The sequence below is a fragment of the Phenylobacterium hankyongense genome, assembly GCF_003254505.1.
GTDB classification, from domain to species: domain Bacteria; phylum Pseudomonadota; class Alphaproteobacteria; order Caulobacterales; family Caulobacteraceae; genus Phenylobacterium; species Phenylobacterium hankyongense.
In genome coordinates this window covers 1,288,097-1,308,801 of the sequence record NZ_QFYP01000001.1, presented here as the reverse complement: position 1 = coordinate 1,308,801, position 20,705 = coordinate 1,288,097, and the positions used below count along the sequence as shown (strand labels likewise).

Genomic DNA, 20,705 nt, shown 5'->3' with positions numbered 1-20,705 from the left:
CCCGCCGCCCCGGCGGGCTAGGCCTCGAAGATCCAGCCGGCCGGCAAGCTCGCCAGGGCGACCCCGGCCAGCACCATCTGGTTCCCGCCGCCCATGTCGATGACCGTGTCGGCCCCGACCTGGGCCAGGGCGTAAGCCGTGCCGGGATCCAGCTGCACGCGGTCGCCTTCCGCCAGGCTGAAGTCGAGCACCCGGTCGAGGCCGGCGGCGGCGAAGCTGTGGAAGATGTCCGCGCCGGGGCCGCCGGTGAGGGTGTCGTTGCCGCGGTCGCCGGACAGCCAGTCATTGCCCGCGCCGCCGTAGATGACGTCGTCGTTCTGGCCGCCGCGGAGGATCTCGTTCCCTGAGCCGCCGTTCAGCGTGTCGGCGCCGATGTTGCCGTAGAGGATGTTGCCGCCGGCGTGGGCGGTGATCAGGTCATTGCCCTGGCCGCCGACCAGCCAGTCGTCGCCGCCGGCGCCGCCGTCGAGGGTGTCGTCGCCCTTGTTGCCGTTGATGTCGTCGAACCCCGAGCCGCCCAGGATCGAATCGGCGCCGTCGCCGCCGCGCAGGTAGTTGGCGCCGGCTTCCGCGGCGATGGTGTCGTTCGCGGCCCCGCCCTGCACCGTGACGTCCGAGCCCCGCAGCCGGCCGGACGTGAGCAGGTTCGATCCGCTCGGCTCACCCGCCTGCAGGCGATAGGTTCCGCCGGTCACCCCGACCCCCAGCACCTGGATCGTATAGTCGCCGCTCGTCGGGGCCACGAACTGCAGGTGCGGGTCGAGCCCCAGGCCGCTGTCGTCGTCCCCGGCCACCACCGCCCCGGAAGCGTCGAGGACGCGCACCAGCGGGTCGGCGAGCGACCCGGCGCCGCTGCTCACCCCCAGCAGGTCGACCACATAGGTCGCGCCCGCCGCGAGCGAGGCGGTGAAGCTGTCTGCGCCGCCCACCGGGATGGCCCCGGCGGCCTGCGAGCCGATCGCCGGCGGCGCGGACCAGCTGGGCGGCGCCCCCTGCAGGGCGTCGAGGATCTCCCCGGCGATCTGCGCGTGCGCCTGCGCCGAAGGGTGAAAGGCGTCGAAGAACAGGAAGCCGTGCCCGACCGGGTCCAGGGCGCCCGCCTGCACCGAGGTGCGGGCCTGCGTCACGTTGGTGAACCCATAGGCCGCCGGATCGGCGATCACGGCGTGGGTGTAGCCGAGGAAGTTGTAGTCGGTGAGCGTCGCGCCGGCCGGCAGCGTCAGGCCGCCGAGATCCGCCTTGAGCAGGGCGTCGGCCCGTTCGGCGTATGTGCTGACGAGGCTTCGCCGGGCGGCCTCGTTCTCCGCGCCCCTGTAGTCCGGGATCAGGCCGACGTCGGGGATCCCCGCCACCAGCACGTGCTGCACGCCGCGCGCATAGAGTTGCGCGACCTCCTTGGTGATCTCCGAGGCGATGGCCGACAGGCGGGCGTCGGCGGCGGCGCCGGTGACGGGATCGCCGCTCTTGGGGACCAGGTCGATGACGTCGTTGGAGCCGATGGCGACCACGTAGAGCGCGTTCGGGTCCGGGGTGAAGTGGTGGTAGATCCCGGTCTGGGCGTCCAGGCCCGGGGCCAGGTCGAAGGGGCCCTGGAGGGCCAGCGCGCCGCCGTAGGCGAAGCTCAGGTTGGCGCCGTCCGGCCGGTTCAGGAACGGGATCGAGAGGCCGAGCAGCGGATCCTTGAATCCGTACGGAAAGGTCGCCTGCGTGGGCGCCTGCAGCAGCTTGTTGCTGATCAGGTCGGCGGCGTTGTAGCCGTCGGTGAACCGGCCCTGGAAATAGCCCTGGTCGGCGGTGGGCGCGCCGCTCGGTATGTCGACGAACGGCAGCCGGCCGAGCAGCACGCCCGCCTTCAGGTCGTTGCCCGGATCGACCAGGCTGTCGCCGAACACGAAGACCCCGGAAAACGCCGGCAGGGCTGCGCCGGGACTTTGCACGTCATCGGGCATCGGAGGTCCCTACCCCCATCGACGGATCGTCTCTTCGGCCAGTGAAGCGCCCACCGCCGCCGGGGCGGGAGTCTTTTGAGCGGCCACGGTTCTTGAATTTGTTTTGATGGAACGGTTTCGGCGGCGGGATCGCATCGCGCCTTGCGGCGTTGCCGCGGAATGCGGTTGCGTCACCAGCCTCGCCCCGCCCCCTCGTGGGCCCGACCTGGGCTCAGGGCGTCGGCGCTCGGCCTGGCGAGCCTGGCCTGCATGGGCTCCACCGCCGCCGCAGCCGCCGAGGCGCGCGCGCCGCCCCAGCGCCCCGAGGTCGCCGCCAAGCCGCAGACCGGCAAGGCCTCCTACTATGGAACCCACGACGCCGGCGAAAAGACCGCCAGCGGCGCCAGGTTCGCACCGGACAAGATGACTGCCGCCAGCCCCACGCTGCCGCTGGGAACGAAGGCCAAGGTGACCAATGCGGAGACCGGCAAGTCGGTCCACGTCACCGTCACCGACCGCGGCCCGTACGCGAAGAACCGGATCCTCGACGTCACGCCCAAGGCGGCGAAGCAGCTTGGAATGAAAGAAAGCGGCGTCTCGACCGTGAAGGTCCAGCCGCTGCACGTGCCCAGGTCCTCGCACTGACGGCGGGACGGGATAGCGCAGAAGCCGATCGAGCGGCTCCCCGCGGCCATGCAGGCGCGCGGAGAACCGCTCGGAGCTCAGGGTTGGGACGGGCGCGAGCCCGGCCCTTCTAGTCGGCGGTCTTGGCCGGCTTGGGGGCCGCCGCCAGGGTCTGCTTGCCCTGGACCGCCGGCCCGTACATCAGCCCGTTGAAGATGAACTTGAACGAGCCGTAGGGCTGGCCGCGCATGGCGACCTCGGGACCCATCAGGAACAGCTTGCCCTTGCCGTAGCTGGCGTCGACCACGCCGGAGGCGCCGTCGAGGGCCTTCTGGCCCCAGGCCCAGCCGCTGAGCAGCGGATCGTCGCCCTGGAACCAGGAGACCGATTTCACCTGGTCGCCGCCAGCCTTCAGCTTGAACACCGGGCTGGAGTCGAAGAACAGGTCCACGGTGTCGCCAAAGCCGTAGCCGAGCGGGTCCTTGTTATCGACCTTGGCCAGGACCACGGAGCCGGGGATGTAGAACTTCGACGACGGCAGCGGCTCGACCTTGCCGTCCTTCCCGGTCTGCGTCAGCGGGTTCTCGACCAGGTTCAGGTACTCGCCGAGCCGGCTGGAGCCGCCGATGGTGATCGCGGTGCCGCCGTTCTTGATGAAGGTCTGCACCTGCGGAAGCGTCGTCTCCTCCGTGATCCGGCCGAGCATCTTGCGGTACTTTTCGGGCACCTCGTCCGGCTTCGGCAGCGGGTTCCGGCTGCTCTGGTAGCGGGTGCCGGCGCCGGGGATGGCCCCGTCGACGAACACCAGGGCGTCGTACTTGGCGTTCAGCTTGCCGGCGTTCAGCTCCGGCGCATAGACGATCGTGTACGGGTACTCGAACTGCTCGAGGACCCACTGCATCCAGCCCGAGGTGATCAGCCCGCCGTAGGTGTCGACGATGCCGATGCGCGGGGCCTTGACCGCCATCTTCTCGCCCTGCGGCGCGGCGGCGACGCTATAGGCGTTCACGCCCAGGTCGGCGACGCTCTTCTCGATCACGGCGCGGGCCGCGCCCGAGGCCGGAACCCAGACCGCGCCCGGCCCGAACGACACGCCGTCGGCCGAGACCTCCGACTTCATCCAGTAGACCGGCGCCTTGGCCTTCAGCAGCCGGTTGGTCAGGGTGAAGCTGTTGTTGGTGCGGTGGTCGAGCAGGTAGCCCGCCCCGCCGGAGCCGATCACCTTGCCGGGCGGCGGCGCCATCACCTCGGTGACGGGTTGGAAGGGCCCGTTGAAGCCGTCGAGGATGCGGTCGAACTTCACGCCCATCTGGTAGGCCAGGGTGTAGCCGGTGATGTCATAGGGCTTCACCGGCGGGCCGCCCGGGAACTGGAAGTCCTGCGGGTGGTCCTGCGGCTCGAACATGTCGAGGACGTGCGGGCGGTAGGCCTGGTTGGACATCACCACGTAGGTGCCGGCCGGATAGGTCTTGCCCTGGACGGTGAACGGCGCGCTGGCCTTGTCGACGACCACGCCGGACTTGATCAAGGCGTTGAGGAACTTGACCGTGGTCGGCATGTCCGGCTGGTCGAGCGGCAGGATGTAGCCGCGCGGATCGCGCTGCGCCGGATCGTGCAGCACGGTGTCGTAGAGCTTCGGATCGACGATCTCGCGCGACTCGGCCCTGGAGCCCTCGGCCACCGCCATCGGATGGGCCTTGGCCGCCGCCTCCACCGCCGCCACCCGCTTCGGGGTGATGGTCCAGGAGTCCTGGTTGCCGCGCTTGATGGAATTTCGGCCCATCTGGTAGCGGTTGTACTGCAGGTCCTCGCTGTGCTTGGAGGCGTAGTCCATGACCGCGCGGTCCATCGACTTGATGTATTCGATGGTCGACTTGAAGTGCCAGGTCTGCGGCGCGATGGGGTAGAGCTCATCCTGGTTGGCGAGCTGCTTGCTCGGCACCAGCGGCAGCTGCATCGGCGTCGGGCTGCCGATGATCTCGGTCAGGATGCCCACCACGTTGTGGAAATAGCCGGTGGTGCGCAGGCCGCCGTTGAACCAGGTGGAGTAGGGCGCGGCGCTGCGCATGGCCGACCCCGGCTTGTCCTCGGCGATCAGGCGGCCGTGCATGGCGGCGCTGACGCCGTCGAGCTGGGTCAGCGCCAGCGGGTCGAAGTGGTAGTTCGACGGGTTGCGGAAGGGCGGGATGAACACCACCGCGCCGACCGGCCCCGTCTGGTGTTCGTTGTAGACGATCTGCGGGAACCAGTCCTTGAACATGGCCTTGTTGATGGCCGTGGTCTCGGGCATGTTCGACATATAGTATTCGCGGTTGTTGTCGTGCCCGACGTAGCGCTGGTAGATCACCGGCAGGTCGTCCAGCGACCGCTTCAGCGGATCCGCCTTGCGCATGTACCAGTCGGCGACCAGCTGGTGGCCGTCCGGATTGGGCAGCACGAACATGGTGATGTTGTCGTTCAGCAGCCGCAGGGTCTCGGGATCGTTCTTCGAGGTCATCTCGTAGACGATCTGGATCTGGGTCTGGGCGTTCGACACTTCGCTGGCGTGCAGGCCGCCGTCGATCCACACCATCGCCTTGCCCTCACGCGCCAGGGCGTGGGCCTGCTCGTCGGTGAGGTCGTTGGCGAGCGCCAGCCGCCGCGCGATGTCGCGGTAGTGCTCGAGGTTCTTGAGGTTCTGGGGCGAGGAGATGATCGCCATCCAGATGTCCCGGCCCTCGACGCTCTTGCCGAGGCTGACGAGCTTCATCCGGTCCGATTCCGCGGCCAGCTTCTTCCAGTAGGCCGTCGCCTGGTCGTAGTCCGCCAGGAAGTAGTCGTCGCCCGGCTCGGAGCCGCCGAAGGCTTCCTTGGGGGTGGTGATGTGCGGCGCAGTCTGGGCGATGCCGACGCCCTGCCAGGCCAGCGCCAGCGCAACGCCGGCCAAAAGAGCTGATTTCATGGGTTTCCTCGTGATCCGAACTGGGTCCGCGGGCTGCGAATTCTCGTGTTGGCGGGCGGTGGCTGTCGCCCCCGCCCGCTGCATGGGTTCAGGAAGCGGGAGCGATCGCTCGCCCCCGCCCGTGGTCAGAAGCTCTTCGTCAGGTTCACGCCGACCGTCCGCGGCGCGATGCTCACGTCGTAGTCCGGGGCGCTGGTGGAGGCGCTGATCCGGGTGATGCCGACGGTGTCGAACACGTTGTTGGCGTACAGGTAGGCCGCCCAACCGGTCCCCTGGATCCCGGTGCGCAGGTTGACCTGATTGTACCGGCCCACCCGGCGGTAGTTGACGTTGGTGGGGCGGAACTCCGTCGTCATCCGGCCGGTGTAGGTGTAGTCGGCGCGCACCAGGGCGTTGAGCTCGCCGAACACCGGCCACGTGTACTCGGCCGAAGCCGACATCGTGCGATCGGGGATGTAGGTCAGCCGGTCGCCCGACTTGCCGGCGGCGGAGGCGATCTCGCTGACCTGGTCGGCGGTCAGGCGAGCGTCGATGGTGCTCAGGGTGCCGGTCAGGGACAGGCCGGGGATGGGATAGGCGGCGACTTCCAGTTCGAAGCCGTTGATCTGCGCCTTGCCCACGTTGCTGATGAACGAGAACGAGCCGTTGGTCGTCTGCACCGAGGTCTGCAGGTTGTTCCAGTCGACCTGATAGACGTCGGCGTTGATCGTCAGGCGGCGGCTGAACCAGGCCGTCTTGACCCCGGCTTCGTAGTTCCACAGCGAGTCCGGCGCATAGGTGTGCAGCGACGCCGGCAGGTCGGGGATGTTGTTGGCCCCGCCCGGGCGGAAGCCCTGGGTGGCCTGCACGTAGGTCATGATGTCGTGGGTGACCTTGTACTGGGCGTTGTACTTCTGCACCCAGCCCGAGGCGTCGGCTTCGGTCTCGAAATAGCCGCTCGGGGTCTGGCCGTTGTAGTAGCTGTAGCCGAGGTACTGGCCGCCCACCGTCTTCTTGTAGGAGTAGTGCCGCGCGCCGACCGTCAGGGTCAGCGGATCGATCGGGGTGTAGCTGAGCTCGCCGAAGTACGCCGTCTGCTTGACGAAATCGACGATGTAGCGGGACCCGAGATCGACCGCGGGGACCTTGATCAGCCCCGTCGTCGGATCGGCCGGGCTGACCATGGTGTCGACCCGGTCGTTGCGGTCCTCGTGGAAGGCCCCGATCGTATAGCTCAGCGGGCCCGAGCCGTTGGAGCTGAGCCGAAGCTCCAGGGTCTTGTTCTCCACGAAGCGCGGCTGGTAGGCCGCGATCGGCATGTTGGACAGGGCCCAGGTCTTGTAGCTCGCAAGCTGGCCCGCCGTGCAGCTGCCGGCCTGGTGGAAGTAGAGCGAACAGTAGGTGCCCTTGTTGACGGTCGCGGTGTAGGTCGCCGTGTTGTCGTTGGTGCTCTCGACATTCCATTTGTAGTAGGACGCGACGCCGGTCAGCGTCGCGAAGTGCAGGTCGTAGCGGCCCGTCACATTGTACAGCTGCAGGTTATCGTGGAACGGCTGGCGGATCGGGATGTCGGTCTTGTAGGGGCCGAGCGAGGCGCGCCACTGGGAGGTGTCGCCGATGTCCTGCTTCTGCAGCAGCGCCATGGCGGTGAGGCTGAAATCCTCGGTCGGCGTGAAGTTCAGCATCAGCCGCCCGCCCTGCAGCTGGGCCTTGTTGATGTCGGTGTTGTGCAGGACGACGTTGTCGACGTAGCCGGCGCGCTGCTCTTGGTACAGGTCCAGGCGCGCGCCCAGCTTGTCCTGGATCAGGGGCACGTTGACCATGCCCTTGGCGCCGTAGCCGATGCCGCCGCCGTTCACCGAGGTGGCGGAGAAGTCGGTGGCGCCTTCGTACTGGGTGGTGCTGGCCGGCTTGAAGATCACCCGCAGCGTGCCGCCCATCGAGCCCGAACCGTAGAGCGTGCCCTGGGGACCCCGCAGGACCTCGACCCGCTCGACGTCGAACAGGTTCAGGTTCGGGGTGGCGCCGCTGGGGTCCGAGGTGGTGCCGGCCGGGCCGGTCAGCGGCGTTTCGCCGTAGTAGAGGCCGACCGTGCTTTCGCCGGCGGTCTGGACGCCGCGGATGGAGATCCGCGTCCGGCCGGAATCGCTTTCGGTGAGGTTCAGGCCCGGCACGGTGCGCACGAAGTCGGCGACGGTGGAGGCGCCCATCTTGCTGAGCGACTGGTCGGTCAGGGCGGTGATCGCCAGCGGCGTGTTCTGGACGGTCGTGGCGCGCTTGAGCGCGGTCACCACCACCTCTTCCACCTGCGACACCGGCGCGTCGGCGCCGCCGCTGCTGGAGCTTTCCGCGTGCGCGACGCCAAAGGCGAGCAGAGCCAGGATCGGCGCACTGGCGCAGCAGGTCATAAGCTTAGAAACAGACATCTATCCCTCTTTTCTTGATGGCGACCCATGACGACGGGTGAGCTCCAGGACCCCCCCGGAAAGCTCGGGATGCGTTTTCGCATTCTCTTTGGTGACGTAGCTCCGCGAGCTCGCGCGGACCTTCCAGGTCCGCCCGCGCCGGGATCGTGTCAGTGCATGTCTACGAGATCACTCCGGCTGACTTCCGTAGCGGCATGCGCAGCAACGGATCGTCTGCCCGGAGTCTTGTTACGGCTGTTTAGCCGCCGGCTTGTTCATTACGCCCACCTCACCCCACGTCGGTATTGACTGGAGAAGTCTATGGGAACCGCAGCGGAAATCTCGCCTTCCGATCACGGATGGCCCATCAAAGATGTTGGTCAGCAATAACCATAGGTTAAACCCCTCTAGGCGTAATCGCCGAGGATCTCATCAATGTGCGGTCACTAATATGGCAGGTGATCGAAGTCCAGTTCCGCTCCGCTTTCAGGCCCTGACGGAGTATAAAAACTGTGCCAGCGCACACGCCCGCGGGGCCGGGCGGCGCCCCGCTTTCGCGGGGCGCCGGGATCAGGCCGCGCTCAGCACGTCCTGGTACGCATAGAGGGCCGGCGAGCCGCCGGTGTGCAGGAACAGCACCTTCTCGCCCTTGGCGAACTCACCGCGCCGCACCAGCCCGATCAGGCCGGCCATGGCCTTGCCGGTGTAGACCGGATCCAGCAGCACGCCCTCGAGCTGGGCCAGCAGGCGCACGGCCTCGACCATCTCCGGCGTCGGCAGCGAGTAGCCCGGCCCCACCCACTCGTCGAGGCAGCGGACGGTCTCGCGCGCGATCGGTTCGGCGAGGCCCACGAAGGCCGCGGTCCTGACCGCCAGGTCGTGCACGTTGCCCTCCTGCTCGGGACGCGGGCGGCGGACGTTGATGCCGGTCAGCGGCAGGCCGGCGTTATTGCCGGCCAGGCCCACCAGCAGGCCGGAATGGGTTCCGGCGCTGCCGCTGGCGCAGACCATGTGGTCGAGCGCCAGGCCCATGTCGAAAGTCTGCGCCAGGATCTCCTCGGCGCAGGCGACGTAGCCCAGGGCGCCGAGCGGGTTCGAGCCGCCGCCGGGGATGACGTAGCCCTTGCGCCCCTGGCCCGCGAGGTCGTCGGCCACCGCCTGCATCGCCGCCGCCAGGTCGTCGCCGCTGTTGACCACGGTGATGGCTTCGACGCCGAGCAGGTCGAACAGGAAGTTGTTGCCGCTGGCCTGCGGCTTGTAGCTGCCGGGCACCCGCTGCTCGATCACCAGCCGGCACTTCAGCCCCTCGTGCACCGCGGCCGACAGGGTCAGGCGGCAGTGGTTGGACTGCACCGCGCCGACGGTGATCAGGGTGTCGGCGCCCTGGGCCAGGGCCTCGGCCACCAGGAACTCCAGCTTGCGGGTCTTGTTGCCGCCGCCGCTGAGGCCCAGCAGGTCGTCGCGCTTGATGTAGATCTCCGGCCCGCCGAGGTGCGCGCTGAGATGCTTCAGGTGCTGGATCGGCGTGGCGTGGGGCGTGTAGCGGCGGCGGCTGAAGCGGGCAAGATTCATGGTGACCTCGAACTGGGGTGTTTGGGCTGCGTGATTTTGGCTGCGAGCCTGAGGCCCGCAGCGCCGGGTGGACGGCGGTCCGAGGCGGGGACCTCGGCGCGGTCGCCTACTGGCCGGTGGAGCCGCCGGCCTTGCGGTAGTCGAGGGCGGGTTTGCGATCGCCGACCATCGCCTTGTAGACGAAGTCCGGACCCCGCCGCTCGTTGAACTCCGCCTTGGCCTGCTTGATGATCGCCGGGTTGGAGAACAGGTCCGCGCCGGTGAGCGCGATGCTCTTGGCGGCGACGACGCCGCCCTTGATGCCGATGCCCATGCCGGAGGCGGCCGCCGCCTGCCAGCTGTGGGCCGGGGTGCCCGGCACCCAGGTGGCGGCGGTCATGCCGACGGTCGGCACCGCCCAGCTGACGTCGGAGGAATCGGTGGAGGCGCCGGCCGACTCGCCGACCAGGTCGAGCTTGTAGGGCGAGACCTCGGCCTGGGAGCCGATCTTGAACCTGCCCCCGGCCGGCAGGGCGGGCGCCAGCTGGTTGGCGAAGGCGGTCTCCTCGGCGGTCCAGTGCTCGCCGCCCACCCGCCGCAGGTTGGCGTCCATGACCTTGCCCAGGGTGTCGTTGGGCAGCAGGCTGTAGACCCCGCCCACCTGCTCGTATTCCATGGTGGTGTCGGTGGCGAGCGCCGCGCCCTGGGCGGCGCGCTTCAGCCGCTCCATGGTGTCGATGACCACCTTCGGGTCGACGCTGCGGGTGTAGTAGAACACCTCGGCGAAGTCGGGGACCACGTTGGGCGCCCCGCCGCCGCTGGTGATCACATAGTGGATGCGCGTGCGGTCGGGCACGTGCTCGCGCATGAAGTTGGCCGACACGTCCATGATCTCGACCGCGTCGAGCGCCGAGCGGCCCCGCCAGGGCGCCGCCGCCGCATGCGCCGAGGTGCCGTGGAAGCGGAACTTCGCCGACATGTTCGACAGGGTCACGCCCTGCGCGGCGCTGTTGTTGTCGCCCGGGTGCCAGTGCAGCGCCACGTCCACGTCCTTGAACAGGCCGTCGCGCACCATGTAGACCTTGCCGGAGCCGCCCTCCTCGGCCGGCGTGCCGTAGACGCGCAGCTCCCCCGGCACGTTGTGCTTGATCATCCAGGCTTTCAGCGCGATCGCCGCGCCCACCGAGGCGGCGCCGAAGATGTTGTGGCCGCAGCCGTGGCCCGCCGCCTGGCCGGGGATCGGCTTGTGGCCGGGAACCGCCTCCTGGGCCATGCCCGGCAGGGCGTCGAACTCCGCCAGGATCGCCACCACCGGGCCCGCGCCGTTGCGGAACCGCCCGATGAAGGCCGTCGGCTCGCCGGCGACGCCGCTGGTCATCTCGAACCCGGCGGCCTTCAGCTGCCCCTGCAGCAGGGCCGAGCTCTTCGTCTCCTGATAGCCGACCTCGGCGAAGCCCCAGATCTTCAGCGCCGCGTCGCCGATCTGAGGCGCGCCGGCGTCGACCGCGTGGATGATCTCGGCGCGCTGCGCATCGGCGAGCGGCGCCGCGGCGGCGGAACTCGAAACCGCCACGCTGAGAAGGCCGGCCATAGTCGTAAGCAGCCTGCGCCGCATCATCTGTCCCCCGCGTCCGAACGCCCAAGGCATAGTTCCGCCCAGCCGGCGGCTTTGCCAAGGCGGTCAGCCCGTCTAAGGCGTGGGCGACCCATAACCGGGAGTAGGGGCCCCGCCGCGCCTAGCCGCGCGCGCCGGCCAGGGTCTGCTGGATGATGCTCATGAAGCCGAGCTGCGTCCCGGAGGGCGGCCGCTCGCGCAGGTGCATGCAGTGCACGCTGAACGGCACCGGCGGGCTGAGCGGCCGGAAATCCAGCCCCGGCGCGAGGCTTGCGCGGGCCGTGAACTCGTCGACGATGGCCATGCCGGCGCCGTAGCGGACCAGGGCGGCGGCCAGGAAATAGGTGCGCACCGAGATCCCGCCGGTGATGTCCAGAAGCCGGCTGGCGACCTCGTGGCTGACCATGTGCGTGAGCGGGCCGGCCCCCGCCAGCACGATGAAGTCGCGGTCCTGAAGCAGGCTGAGGTCGAGCCGCGGCGGCGCGTCGGGCAGGTCCTCGGTCCGGTAGAGGATCACCAGCTCGCCCGAGCCGATCTCCACGTCGGCGAGCTTGGGGTCGTCCGGCGGCTTGTAACCGAGCGCCAGGTCGGTGTCGCGCTCGTGGAGGGAGCGCACGATGTCGTCGTGGTGGACGGTCTTCAGGTCGAAGGTGACGCCCGGCATCTCGGCCCGGCAGCGGGCCACCGCGGCGGGCCCGATGCCCATCCCCAGCGAGGGCAGCACCGCCAGGCGGATGTGGCCCTCCTCCGCCCGGCCCAGGTTGAGCGCCGTCAGCTGCAGCGAGCCGATGCGCTCGTAGACCTCGGCCACCTGGCGAAACAGGACGTGGGCTTCCTCCGTGGCGATCAGCCGCCCGCTGACCAGCCGGAACAGCGAGAAGCCCAGCTTGTCCTGGGCGTGCTTCAGGACCTTGCTGACCGCCGGCTGCGACACGTTCAGGGCCAGCGACGCCCGGCTGATCGAGCCGTTCACGTAGACGGAGTGGAAGACCTCGATGTGGCGGAGATTCAGCACGATGCGAACTGCGGGTCTCGGGCTAAGCGACTGGACGGTGACCACCGACAGAGGATCCTGAACGGCGATCAGGTCATACGCACGCACCACCGTTCACCGAACCGCCAGCTTGGCCCGGATTGAGCGTCACAGCAACGTCATGGACCCCCCAAATGCTCAAAATTCGTACAGCTTCCCCGTTAGCCCACACATATATATATAGACATCGAACTATTTGAACTCTATGTATCCGGCATGCGAGCACCGTCAGAAACCCCGTTGGGACTGCTCCTCAGCCAGACGGCGAAACGGCTCAGTCGGGCGTTCGACGACGCACTTGCGGCGGCCGGCGGGTCGCTGCCGACGTGGCTGATCCTGATGTCGCTGATGCGGGAGGGCAAACTCAGCCACGGCGAGCTCGCCCAGCGCGTGGGGATCCAGGGCCCGACGCTCACGCACCACCTCGACGCCATGGCTCACCAGGGATTGGTCCTGCGCGAGCGGTTGCCGGACAATCGCCGCGTCCAGGTTGCGACCCTCACGCCGGCCGGCGTGGCGATGTTCCATCAGCTCCGGAACGCCGCGGCGGCGCACGACAGGCGGATCCGCAACGCCCTCGGCGATGCGGAATTGGGCCAGATGCGAACGTTCCTCACGCGCCTCGCAGACGACTTCGCCGAGCCGCCGTCGCCAGGGGATCTTCAGGAGGCCGAACAATGAGCGAAGCGCCCAACGACGGCCGGCCCGGCCTGCTGGACGGGAAGGTCGCGCTGGTGGTCGGCGCCAGCCGCGGGATCGGGGCGGTGACCGCCAGGGCGCTGGCCCGGGCCGGCGCGAAGGTGATGCTTGCGGCGCGCGACGGGACCGCCCTGGAGGCGGTCGCCGACGGGATCCGACGCGAGGGGCACGAGGCGCGCGCCGCCACGGTCGACGTCGGCGACGAGGCCTCCGTCGGGCACCTGATCGGCCGCCTGCTCGACGTTTTCGGACGGCTTGACGTGGCGTTCAACAACGCCACCGACGGTTCGACGCCACGGCCGCTCGCCGACATGGACGTCGACGCCTTCGACCGGGCCATCCGGACCAATATCCGCGGGACCTTCCTCGGCATGAAGCACCAGATCCCCGCCATGCTGGCGACCGGCGGCGGCTCGATCATCAACATGGCCTCGTTGGCCGGAGTCCAGGGGGTGGCCAACCTCGCGGGATATGTGACCGGCAAGGCGGGCGTCATCGCGCTCACCAAGGTCGCCGCGCTCGACTATGCCGACCGGGGCGTGCGCGTGAACGTCCTCGCGCCAGGGCCCATCCTGACGCACCACCTGGAGGCGGCGGGCGAAGCGGCGCAGCGCGCCGCCGCGCTGGCGACGCCGATGCGGCGGGTCGGCGCCTCGGCGGAAATCGCCGACGCCGTGCTTTGGCTGGCGTCGGACAAGAGCAGCTTCGTCACCGGCGTCACCCTGCCGATCGACGGCGGCCAGTCGGCCGGCGCGAAGCCCGAGCGGATATTCCGCCAACCCCAGGACCAGGCGCAGGCCGGATGAGCGTCGAACTGAACCACACCATCGTCCACTCGGTCGACCGGGAGGCCGCCGCCCGCTTCCTGGCGGAGACGCTCGACCTGCCTGCGCCGCAGCCCTTCGGGCCCTTCCTCGTCGTGCGCACCGCGAACGGCGTCAGTCTCGACTTCATGACCAGTCCGCGACCGATCGCGGAGCAGCACTACGCCTTCCTCGTCTCCGACGGCGAATTCGACGCCATATTCGGCCGCCTCAAACAACGCGGCGTGGATTTCTGGGCGGATCCGATGCGGCGGCGGCCGAATGAGATCAATACCGGCAACGGCGGCCGCGGCGTCTATTTCCTGGACCCCTCCGGCCATGCTCTGGAGATCCTGACCCGCGCCTAATCGGCCCACTTCGAATTGAGGATCATGTCGGTGAAGCTGACGCGCCGGTAGCTGGGGTCACGCAACGCCAGGACGTCGGCCTTCACATTGCCGAAGGTGGTCGCGGGCTTCTTGATCGTGCCGCAGGCGAAGGCGTCGATGATGCCGTTCTTGAAGCCGTGGCCGCGCGGGTGGCAGGCGCAGATCTCGTCGCGCTGCTGGGGCGTGAACGCGTCGTACTCGATGCCGAGGACGTCCATCTCCACCCCGGCGGTGACCAGCGCCACCACCGGCCGCTTGTGTTTCGGTATGCCCGGGGTGGTGTGCAGGGCGATGGCGTCCCAGACGTCCTCGACGTCGCGCTCGTCGATGTTGTGGGACCGCATGAAGGCAGCCGCAGCGTTGGCGCCGTCGACCTCGAACCGCTCCTCGGCGCTGGCGTAGGGCGGCTGCAGTCCCATGTCGTGGAACATGGCGCCGATATAGAGCAGCTCGAGATCGACCTTGAGGGTCTTGCGCTGGCCGGCCAGCGCGCCGAACAGGAAGACGCGGTTGGAGTGGTGGTAGAGCAGCTCGGACTCGGTATCCCGCACCAGCTGTTCGACTTCATGGGCGAGCGCGCTGTCCGGCGCCCGGACGCCAGCGATGATCTTCGACATGTCACGTTCCTTGCGATGGTCTGCCGCCTGAGGGCCGGCGTAGGAGCCATGTTCGCCGGCTGCGGGTCCGCCGCAACGCGCTCGACCCCGCAGAAACCGCCAACCGGCCAGCGTTTTCCGCCGACCGAACGGCGTGGGGCGCGCCTGGCCAAAAAGCATGCGGGCCTGGCAGGATTCCGGCGATAACCTCCCCGAGCGTCACCGGCCTGCGCGCCCAGACCCCATGGCTCTGCGTTGAAAACCGTCGCCCTTGCGATCTTCCCTTGCGTGCAGTCGCTCGACGTGGCGGGGCCGTTGGACGTCTTCGCCGAAGCCAACACCTTTGTCGGCCCAGAAGATGGCTACGAGATCACCCTGGTGGGCGCCGATCGGGCGCCGGTCCGCGCCTCCAACGGCCTGCGCCTGTCGGCGGATGTGGCCTTCGCCGAGGCCGCGGACGCCTACGACCTGCTGCTGGTGGCCGGCGGGCCAGCCTTGCCGACGCAGGGGTGCGACCCGCGCCTGACCGCCTGGCTGCGGGCGACCGCGCCGCGCTGTCCGCGCTACGGCTCGATCTGCACCGGCGCGTTCGCGCTGGGCCACGCCGGCTTGCTCGACGACAGGGCGGTGACGACGCACTGGAGCGACGCCCAGCGGCTGGCCGAGCAGTTCCCGCGCGCCCGGGTGGAATACGATCGGATCCATATCCGTGACGGCGCCCTGGTCACCTCGGCCGGCGTGACCGCCGGCATCGACCTGGGCCTGGCTCTGGTGCACGAGGACCACGGCCCTGAAGTCGCCCTGGCGGTGGCCAAGCGCCTGGTCGTGGTCGCCCAGCGGCAGGGCGGCCAGTCGCAGTTCAGCCCCCTGCTGACGGCGCCGTCGAAGCCGCACTCGCCGATCGACGGCGTGCATGCCCACGTCATCGCCAACCTGCGCGGCGCCCACCGTGTGGAGGACCTGGCCGCGGTGGCGGGCATGAGCGCGCGCACGTTCGCACGGGCTTTCAAGCTGGAGACCCGGCGCACCCCGGCCGAGTTCGTCGAAGGCGCCCGGATCGACGCCGCGCGCAACCGCCTGGAGGCCGCGGATCTGCCGCTGAAGGTCGTGGCCTACGACTGCGGCTTCCGCAACGCCGAGCATATGCGGCTGGTCTTCGTCCGGCGGCTGGGCCTGACGCCCAGCGACTATCGCGCCCGATTCCGCGCCCCGTCCTGAGGTCGGCGGTCTCCAGATGGCGAAACGGCGGCGGACCTGGCGAAGGTCGCGCCGCCGCCCGTGGTCTTGGTCAGTGCGCGGCGGTCGCGAACAGCCGGGTCATCGGCCGCACGCCCTTGTCGGTGTCCGCGGCGTGGCCGAGGTGCTTGGGCAGCCGGAAGGCGTCCTCCAGCGTGCGCAGCAGCGAGTAGTGGTTGTAGGCCGTGTCGTCGCTCAGCCCGCGCGCGCCGTGGTTGGTGATCACCAGGGTCGGGATGTGGCCGCCGCCGAAGTTGGACGGCGCGTCCGGCGTCACCGCGCAGCAGCCCTCGCGGGTCTTGCCGGCGCCCTCGTCGAAGGTGACGATGATGGCGACGTTGCCCTTGGCCGCCCACAGCGGGCTCGCCTGGATGCGGCGCACCAGGTCGCCGACCACCTTGTCGCCCCGGCCGATCAGCCCGGTCTTGTTGGCGCTCTCGCAGTCGGCCGGAATGTGCGGCCCGTGCAGGCCGTGCATCTCGTTGCACTGGTTGGGCACGATCAGCGCGAAGTTGGGCAGGGCGCCCGTCGCCAGGTCGCGCTCGAAGGCGTCGAAGCCGAGGATCCGCTCGGCGCGGCGCGGATCGTTCTGCACGCTGGCGAAGTTCATGAAGCCGGAGTGCTTGGAGGCGTAGAGGGCGGCCGGGCGGTCGCCGTCGTCGTAGCTGGGATCGCCGGCGATCACTGCCAGCGAGCCGGGCTCGGGCAGGCTCTCGTAATAGCCCTTCCAGCTCAGGCCGGCGGCCAGCAGCTGGTCACCCAGGTGCGGCGAGCGGACCGTGTGGTCCGCATAGCCGGGCGCCGCGGCCCCGCCGCAGGACGGCCGGGTGGAGCCGGCGCTGCAGTAGTAGGCGTCGTCGTCGTGGATGCCGAAGGTGTCGCCGCCGAGCAGGGCCACATAGTTGGCCTCGCTGGGATGGACCTCGCCGAAGAACTGGGTGGCGTTGCCATAGCGGGCGGCGAGGGCGGCGATGTTGGGCGCGACGGCCGGGTCGAGGATCTGGCTGTAGTCCTTGTTCTCCTCGACGATGACGAAGACGTGGTCGTAGCGGGGAACGCCCTCGAAGTCGGCCGCGGCGGCCGTGGAGCCGAGGCCCCCGGCCAGCACGGCGGCGGCGGCGGTGAGGGCGCAGGCGAGGCGATGCCGGGTCATGCTCAGGGCTCCAGAACCAGAAGGACGACGCTGCCCGGCTTCACCTGCGGCTTGCCGTTGGGCGTCGAGGCCGGGGTGTATTCGGCGGCGGGCAGGTAGACCCGGCCGGTCTTCTCGTCGAGCGCGCCGGTGCGGGCGCCGGCCTGGGTCGCGACCTTGCCGAGCGGGCGCACGCCCGCGGCGTCATCGGCGAACAGGTCGAGTTCCTCGCCGGTGGGGATGAAGGCGACCTTCCGCTTGGCGTCGTACAGCACCGAGTCGGGGCGCGGGCCGATGGGCAGGGTGCGCTCGACCTTGCCGGTGGCGGGATTGGCGACCGTCGCCACGCCGTTGACGCAGGAGGAGACCACCCGGCGCGACACCGGCAGGTAGGCGATGCCGGTGGGGCCCTCGCAGCCGGTCAGCGGGATGCGGGCGACCACCTTGCGGGCCTTCAGGTCGACCACCGCCACCTGGTTGAGGTCCTCGACGTTGACGAACAGCCGGCCCTGACCGTCGCCGGCGCCGAGCTCCAGCGCCCCGCCGATGTCGATCTTGCCGACCGCCTTGCGGGTGTTCGGGTCGATCAGCGTCAGGTCGCCGCTCTTGCCGTTCATCGCCACCGCCAGGCCGCTGGCCGCGTCGAACGCCGCGGCGTCGGGCTTCAGGCCGGCGGGGACGGAGGCCAGCGCGGCGCCGGTCCGGGCGTCGAAGAACTCCGCGGTGTTCGGCCCGCTGTCGGTCACCATGATCTCGGCGCCGCCCTTCAGCGGGACGACGGTGTGGCCGTGCTTGATCGCCGCGAGCGCCCCCGTCACCCGGCCGGTGTCCACGTCGACCGCCGTCACCGCCTCATTGCGGGCCAGGTACAGCCGGCGCAGGACCGGATCGAAGGTCGCCAGGTCCCAGCCGCCGTCCGGCAGCGCGATCTTGTCGACCAGGTGATAGGCCGGGGGCTGGGCGGCGGCGTGGCCGGCGGTGGCGGCCATGACGGCGGCGGTAAGGGCGAGGGACAGGCGAAGGCGCAAGGTCGGGCGCTCCTGAGGCTGGGGACGGGGAAGGGGCGGGCGTCGATCAGAAGCGGGCGCGGACGCCGGCCTCGAAGGTCTGGTCGTAGTATTCCCGCTGGATCGGGTAGCTCGCGCTGCCGATGTAGAACCGCAGCGGCGCGTTGGTCAGGTTCTTGGCGTTGAAGTAGACCGTCCAGGCCGGGGTCAGGCGGTAGCTGGAGGTGAAGTCCAGCGTCACGCGGTTGTCCTGGATGGTGTCGGTGGCCTTCGAACCGCCCAGCGAGAACAGCTCCTTGCTGACGTATTCGCTCGCCAGGCGCAGCTCCAGCCCGTGCGCCTCGTAGAAGCCGGCGAGGTTGGCGGTGACCCGCGAGGTGCCCGGCAGCAGGCCGGATTCCGCCCGGCCGCTGGACGAGGTGGCTGCGTCGTACTCCTGGATGTGGGAGTCCACGAGGGTGACGTTGGCGTCGAGCCCCAGGCCGTTCCACAGCCCGGGCAGCCACGAGAACTGCTGGTGGTAGGCGGCTTCCACGCCGCGGGCGTAGGCGCCCGAGCGGTTGGCGTAGGTGCTGTAGCCGACGAGCATGCCGGCGAAGGTCGGATCGGTCCCGTCGTACAGGCGCCGCTGGAACTGCCTGACGATGTAGTTGTCGAACTCCTTGTCGAACACGCCGACCTGCACGACGCCGCCGCCGCTCATGTAGTACTCGAGCGACAGGTCGAAGTTGTTGCCGGTGGTCGGCTTCAGGTTCGGATTGCCCTGGCTGATCTGCGGGTCCGTGACGTCGTGGTTCGACGAGGTGGTCGCGGAGTTCTGCAGGAAGCCCGGCCGGCCGATGCCGGTGGAATAGGTCGCCCGGACCAGGAAGTTCGGGGCCGCCTCATAGCGGATCTGCAGCGTCGGGAAGGCGTTGGTGTAGCTCTCCGAGCGGGTGGTGAAGGCCAGGGTCTGGGTCGGGTTGTCGTCGCTGTAGGCGCCGTACCGGGCGTCGGTCTGCTCGACGCGGACGCCGGCCAGCACGCCCCATTTGCCGATCGTGGTCTGGTACTGGCCGTAGGCGGCGTAGATGTCTTCCTTGGCGGTGAAGACGCTGCCCAGGTCGACGCCGCCGGTCATCACGCCCGCCGCCGCCGCGGCGCGCAGGGCGATCGTGTTGATGCCCGGGCCGTTGGTGTACCGGCCGTAGAAGTCGGTCACCGCCGGGGAAGAGGCGTTGACCAGGCTGAGCGGCGAGATGGCGTAGCTGAAGGCCGACGACGTCGCGCTCTTGTCGCGCAGCCGCACCTCGGCCCCGACCTTGACCCGGTCGCTGTCGTTCACCAGGTGCGCCGGGAACAGCAGGTTCGCGGCGTAGGCGTATTCCTGGTCGACGTCGTTGGCGGTGCTGTTGGTGATCTTGGTGATCCGCGAATACTGCGCCGGATCGTTGACCAGCGCGGTGTTCACATTGATCGCCGGCTTGTCGCCGTTGTTGGCGGAGTTGTCGTAGGCGAAGGCCAGCCCGGTCGGGCCGTTGAACTTGGCGCCGTAGTTCTGGCCCATGACGTAGGTGGCGCGGCTGTAGGAGGCGCGGTAGTCGAGCACGGTTTCGCCGAACCGGTCCTGGCCGCCCACCACGAACACCTCGTTGCGGTGGGTCTCCGCCTCGTCCGTGCTCGCCAGCGAGACGTTGGTGGTGGTGGCGAAGCCGCTCGGATTGGCCGGATCGACGGTGTCGCCGAGGCCGGCGTAGGTCAGGCGGTTCTTCTGAACCGCCTCCTTGTAGCCCGTGACGTTGGCCCGCACGTACCAGTTGTGGTCGTCGTTCGGCTTGAAGTCGAACTCCCCGCCAAAGCCGAACCGCCGACGGTGGTAGTCGTAGCGGCGCATCTGGATGTCGGCGAGCGACCGGTCCACGGTCGGGTCGTTGAAGTCCTCCTCCATGTCGTCGAAGCCGCGGCGATCGTCGCGCCGCGAGCCCGTCAGCACGAACGAGAAGGGGGTCGGGTTGGACATCCAGCCGGCGCGGTCGGCCGCGGGCTCGCCCTGGCCTTCGACGATCAGGTGCGAACCGTCGAAGCCGAAGCGGGCGCCCACGGCGCCTTCCGCGTTCAGCGGTCCGGTGTGGTCGTGCATCGGCTCGTAGCCCCAGCCGAGCGTGCCCTCGACGAACGGGCGGGTCACGTTGGCGGCGGTCCGCGGCGTCAGGTCGACGGAGCCGCCGAGGCCTTCCGCCTCGTGGTCGGGCAGGGTGGTCTTGTAGACGACCAGGCCGTCGATGGCCCCAGTGGGGATGGTGTCGTACTCCACCGCCCGGCCGCCGCCGCCGAAGTAGGTGCCGCCGGGATTGGTGTTCAGCATCGGCACGCCGCCGAACGTCGCGCCGGTCAGGTTGCCGTCGATGCCGCGGATGTTGACGAAGCGGCCCTCGCCGGTGTCGGTCGAGATCGACACGCCCGGCATGCGGCCGAGCGCTTCTGCGGCGTTGAAGTCGGGATATTTGAGGATGGTCTCTGCGGCCTGGACGCTGACCAGATTTGGCGCCTCGAACTGGCGGTTGCGCGCCACCGCCTCTTCGCGAGGCGCGGTCACCACCACGGTGCTGACCTCGTTGGCCGCGGCGGCCGTAGCGTCGGCGAGAAGGGGCTGGGCCTGAGCCCCAGCCGCGAAGAACAGCGCGCCCGAGCCCATCAGGGCAGCGCGAAAACGACCTTGCATGATGAAACGGCCTCCCTGGCCCGTCCGCCTGGACGAGCAACTCGAACGCGACGCGGCGACAGGGCC

At 69.3% G+C, this 20,705-nt stretch carries 15 protein-coding genes; 5 read left to right on the top strand and 10 right to left on the bottom strand.

Annotated elements, in window-relative coordinates; all coding sequences use genetic code 11:
* Window positions 1-17: 17 nt before the first annotated feature.
* Window positions 18-1,949: an SGNH/GDSL hydrolase family protein gene (locus DJ021_RS06300; RefSeq protein WP_111456737.1), complete on the bottom strand. Its 1,932-nt coding sequence runs from the start codon at window positions 1,947-1,949 to the stop codon at window positions 18-20.
* 249 nt (window positions 1,950-2,198) lie between these two features.
* On the opposite strand from DJ021_RS06300, the gene DJ021_RS06295 reads away from it, so the two are divergent.
* A complete protein-coding gene (locus tag DJ021_RS06295; RefSeq protein ID WP_207801781.1) occupies window positions 2,199-2,573 on the top strand; it encodes a septal ring lytic transglycosylase RlpA family protein in 375 nt (124 codons plus the stop codon).
* Between the two features lie 109 nt (window positions 2,574-2,682).
* On the opposite strand, the gene DJ021_RS06290 is transcribed toward DJ021_RS06295, so the two are convergent.
* From DJ021_RS06290 to DJ021_RS06270, 5 genes are all read right to left on the bottom strand, one after another.
* On the bottom strand, window positions 2,683-5,493 hold the full coding sequence (locus tag DJ021_RS06290) for a M14 family metallopeptidase (protein WP_111456735.1): 2,811 nt from the start codon (window positions 5,491-5,493) through the stop codon (window positions 2,683-2,685).
* Between the two features lie 125 nt (window positions 5,494-5,618).
* Window positions 5,619-7,898 carry a TonB-dependent receptor gene (locus tag DJ021_RS06285; protein WP_111456734.1) on the bottom strand — a complete coding sequence of 760 codons (2,280 nt, stop codon included), beginning with the start codon at window positions 7,896-7,898 and terminating at the stop codon, window positions 5,619-5,621.
* Window positions 7,899-8,447: 549 nt separating this feature from the next.
* The gene (gene cuyA / locus DJ021_RS06280; RefSeq protein WP_111456733.1) at window positions 8,448-9,449 is read right to left on the bottom strand and encodes a D-cysteate sulfo-lyase; all 1,002 of its coding nucleotides are present in this window, start codon (window positions 9,447-9,449) and stop codon (window positions 8,448-8,450) included.
* A 106-nt stretch (window positions 9,450-9,555) separates the two neighbouring features.
* On the bottom strand, window positions 9,556-11,019 hold the full coding sequence (locus DJ021_RS06275; protein ID WP_243625915.1) for an amidohydrolase: 1,464 nt from the start codon (window positions 11,017-11,019) through the stop codon (window positions 9,556-9,558).
* A 145-nt stretch (window positions 11,020-11,164) separates the two neighbouring features.
* Entirely contained in the window at window positions 11,165-12,058 is an 894-nt protein-coding gene (locus tag DJ021_RS06270) for a LysR family transcriptional regulator (RefSeq protein WP_207801780.1), read from the bottom strand.
* A gap of 258 nt (window positions 12,059-12,316) precedes the next feature.
* Between DJ021_RS06270 and DJ021_RS06265 the strand changes: the two genes are divergently transcribed.
* The 3 genes from DJ021_RS06265 to DJ021_RS06255 are packed head-to-tail and all read left to right on the top strand — an operon-like array spanning window position 12,317 to window position 13,946.
* Entirely contained in the window at window positions 12,317-12,757 is a 441-nt protein-coding gene (locus DJ021_RS06265; RefSeq protein WP_243625914.1) for a MarR family winged helix-turn-helix transcriptional regulator, read from the top strand.
* On the top strand, window positions 12,754-13,581 hold the full coding sequence (locus DJ021_RS06260) for an SDR family NAD(P)-dependent oxidoreductase (protein WP_111456731.1): 828 nt from the start codon (window positions 12,754-12,756) through the stop codon (window positions 13,579-13,581). Before DJ021_RS06265 ends, DJ021_RS06260 begins: the two co-directional genes overlap by 4 nt.
* Window positions 13,578-13,946: a VOC family protein gene (locus tag DJ021_RS06255; RefSeq protein WP_111456730.1), complete on the top strand. Its 369-nt coding sequence runs from the start codon at window positions 13,578-13,580 to the stop codon at window positions 13,944-13,946. The genes DJ021_RS06260 and DJ021_RS06255 overlap by 4 nt, the downstream gene beginning before the upstream one ends.
* Here the strand turns inward: DJ021_RS06255 and DJ021_RS06250 are convergent.
* The gene (locus tag DJ021_RS06250) at window positions 13,943-14,584 is read right to left on the bottom strand and encodes an HD domain-containing protein (RefSeq protein WP_111456729.1); all 642 of its coding nucleotides are present in this window, start codon (window positions 14,582-14,584) and stop codon (window positions 13,943-13,945) included. The two genes, DJ021_RS06255 and DJ021_RS06250, sit on opposite strands and share 4 nt — an antisense overlap.
* A gap of 234 nt (window positions 14,585-14,818) precedes the next feature.
* Between DJ021_RS06250 and DJ021_RS06245 the strand changes: the two genes are divergently transcribed.
* Window positions 14,819-15,781, top strand: coding sequence for a GlxA family transcriptional regulator (locus DJ021_RS06245; protein WP_111456728.1), 963 nt, complete (start codon window positions 14,819-14,821; stop codon window positions 15,779-15,781).
* Window positions 15,782-15,851: 70 nt separating this feature from the next.
* On the opposite strand, the gene DJ021_RS06240 is transcribed toward DJ021_RS06245, so the two are convergent.
* From DJ021_RS06240 to DJ021_RS06230, 3 genes are read right to left on the bottom strand one after another with little or no spacing between them, the layout of a single operon-like run.
* Window positions 15,852-16,952, bottom strand: coding sequence for an alkaline phosphatase family protein (locus DJ021_RS06240; RefSeq protein ID WP_111456727.1), 1,101 nt, complete (start codon window positions 16,950-16,952; stop codon window positions 15,852-15,854).
* 2 nt (window positions 16,953-16,954) lie between these two features.
* Window positions 16,955-17,959, bottom strand: a complete 1,005-nt coding sequence (locus DJ021_RS06235) for a YncE family protein (RefSeq protein WP_111456726.1) — start codon at window positions 17,957-17,959, stop codon at window positions 16,955-16,957.
* Window positions 17,960-18,005: 46 nt separating this feature from the next.
* Window positions 18,006-20,639 (bottom strand): TonB-dependent receptor, encoded by a 2,634-nt coding sequence (locus DJ021_RS06230; protein WP_111456725.1) that lies wholly within the window; start codon window positions 20,637-20,639, stop codon window positions 18,006-18,008.
* Window positions 20,640-20,705 lie beyond the last annotated feature (66 nt).

Coding starts and splice junctions, on each gene's coding strand:
- cuyA (WP_111456733.1), bottom strand. CDS start 9,449: ATGAATCTTGCCCGCTTCAGCCGCCGCCGCTACACGCCCCACGCCACG.
- DJ021_RS06250 (WP_111456729.1), bottom strand. CDS start 14,584: ATGTCGAAGATCATCGCTGGCGTCCGGGCGCCGGACAGCGCGCTCGCC.
- DJ021_RS06295 (WP_207801781.1), top strand. CDS start 2,199: ATGGGCTCCACCGCCGCCGCAGCCGCCGAGGCGCGCGCGCCGCCCCAG.
- DJ021_RS06255 (WP_111456730.1), top strand. CDS start 13,578: ATGAGCGTCGAACTGAACCACACCATCGTCCACTCGGTCGACCGGGAG.
- DJ021_RS06290 (WP_111456735.1), bottom strand. CDS start 5,493: ATGAAATCAGCTCTTTTGGCCGGCGTTGCGCTGGCGCTGGCCTGGCAG.
- DJ021_RS06275 (WP_243625915.1), bottom strand. CDS start 11,019: ATGGCCGGCCTTCTCAGCGTGGCGGTTTCGAGTTCCGCCGCCGCGGCG.
- DJ021_RS06300 (WP_111456737.1), bottom strand. CDS start 1,949: ATGCCCGATGACGTGCAAAGTCCCGGCGCAGCCCTGCCGGCGTTTTCC.
- DJ021_RS06240 (WP_111456727.1), bottom strand. CDS start 16,952: ATGACCCGGCATCGCCTCGCCTGCGCCCTCACCGCCGCCGCCGCCGTG.
- DJ021_RS06260 (WP_111456731.1), top strand. CDS start 12,754: ATGAGCGAAGCGCCCAACGACGGCCGGCCCGGCCTGCTGGACGGGAAG.
- DJ021_RS06230 (WP_111456725.1), bottom strand. CDS start 20,639: ATGCAAGGTCGTTTTCGCGCTGCCCTGATGGGCTCGGGCGCGCTGTTC.
- DJ021_RS06285 (WP_111456734.1), bottom strand. CDS start 7,898: ATGTCTGTTTCTAAGCTTATGACCTGCTGCGCCAGTGCGCCGATCCTG.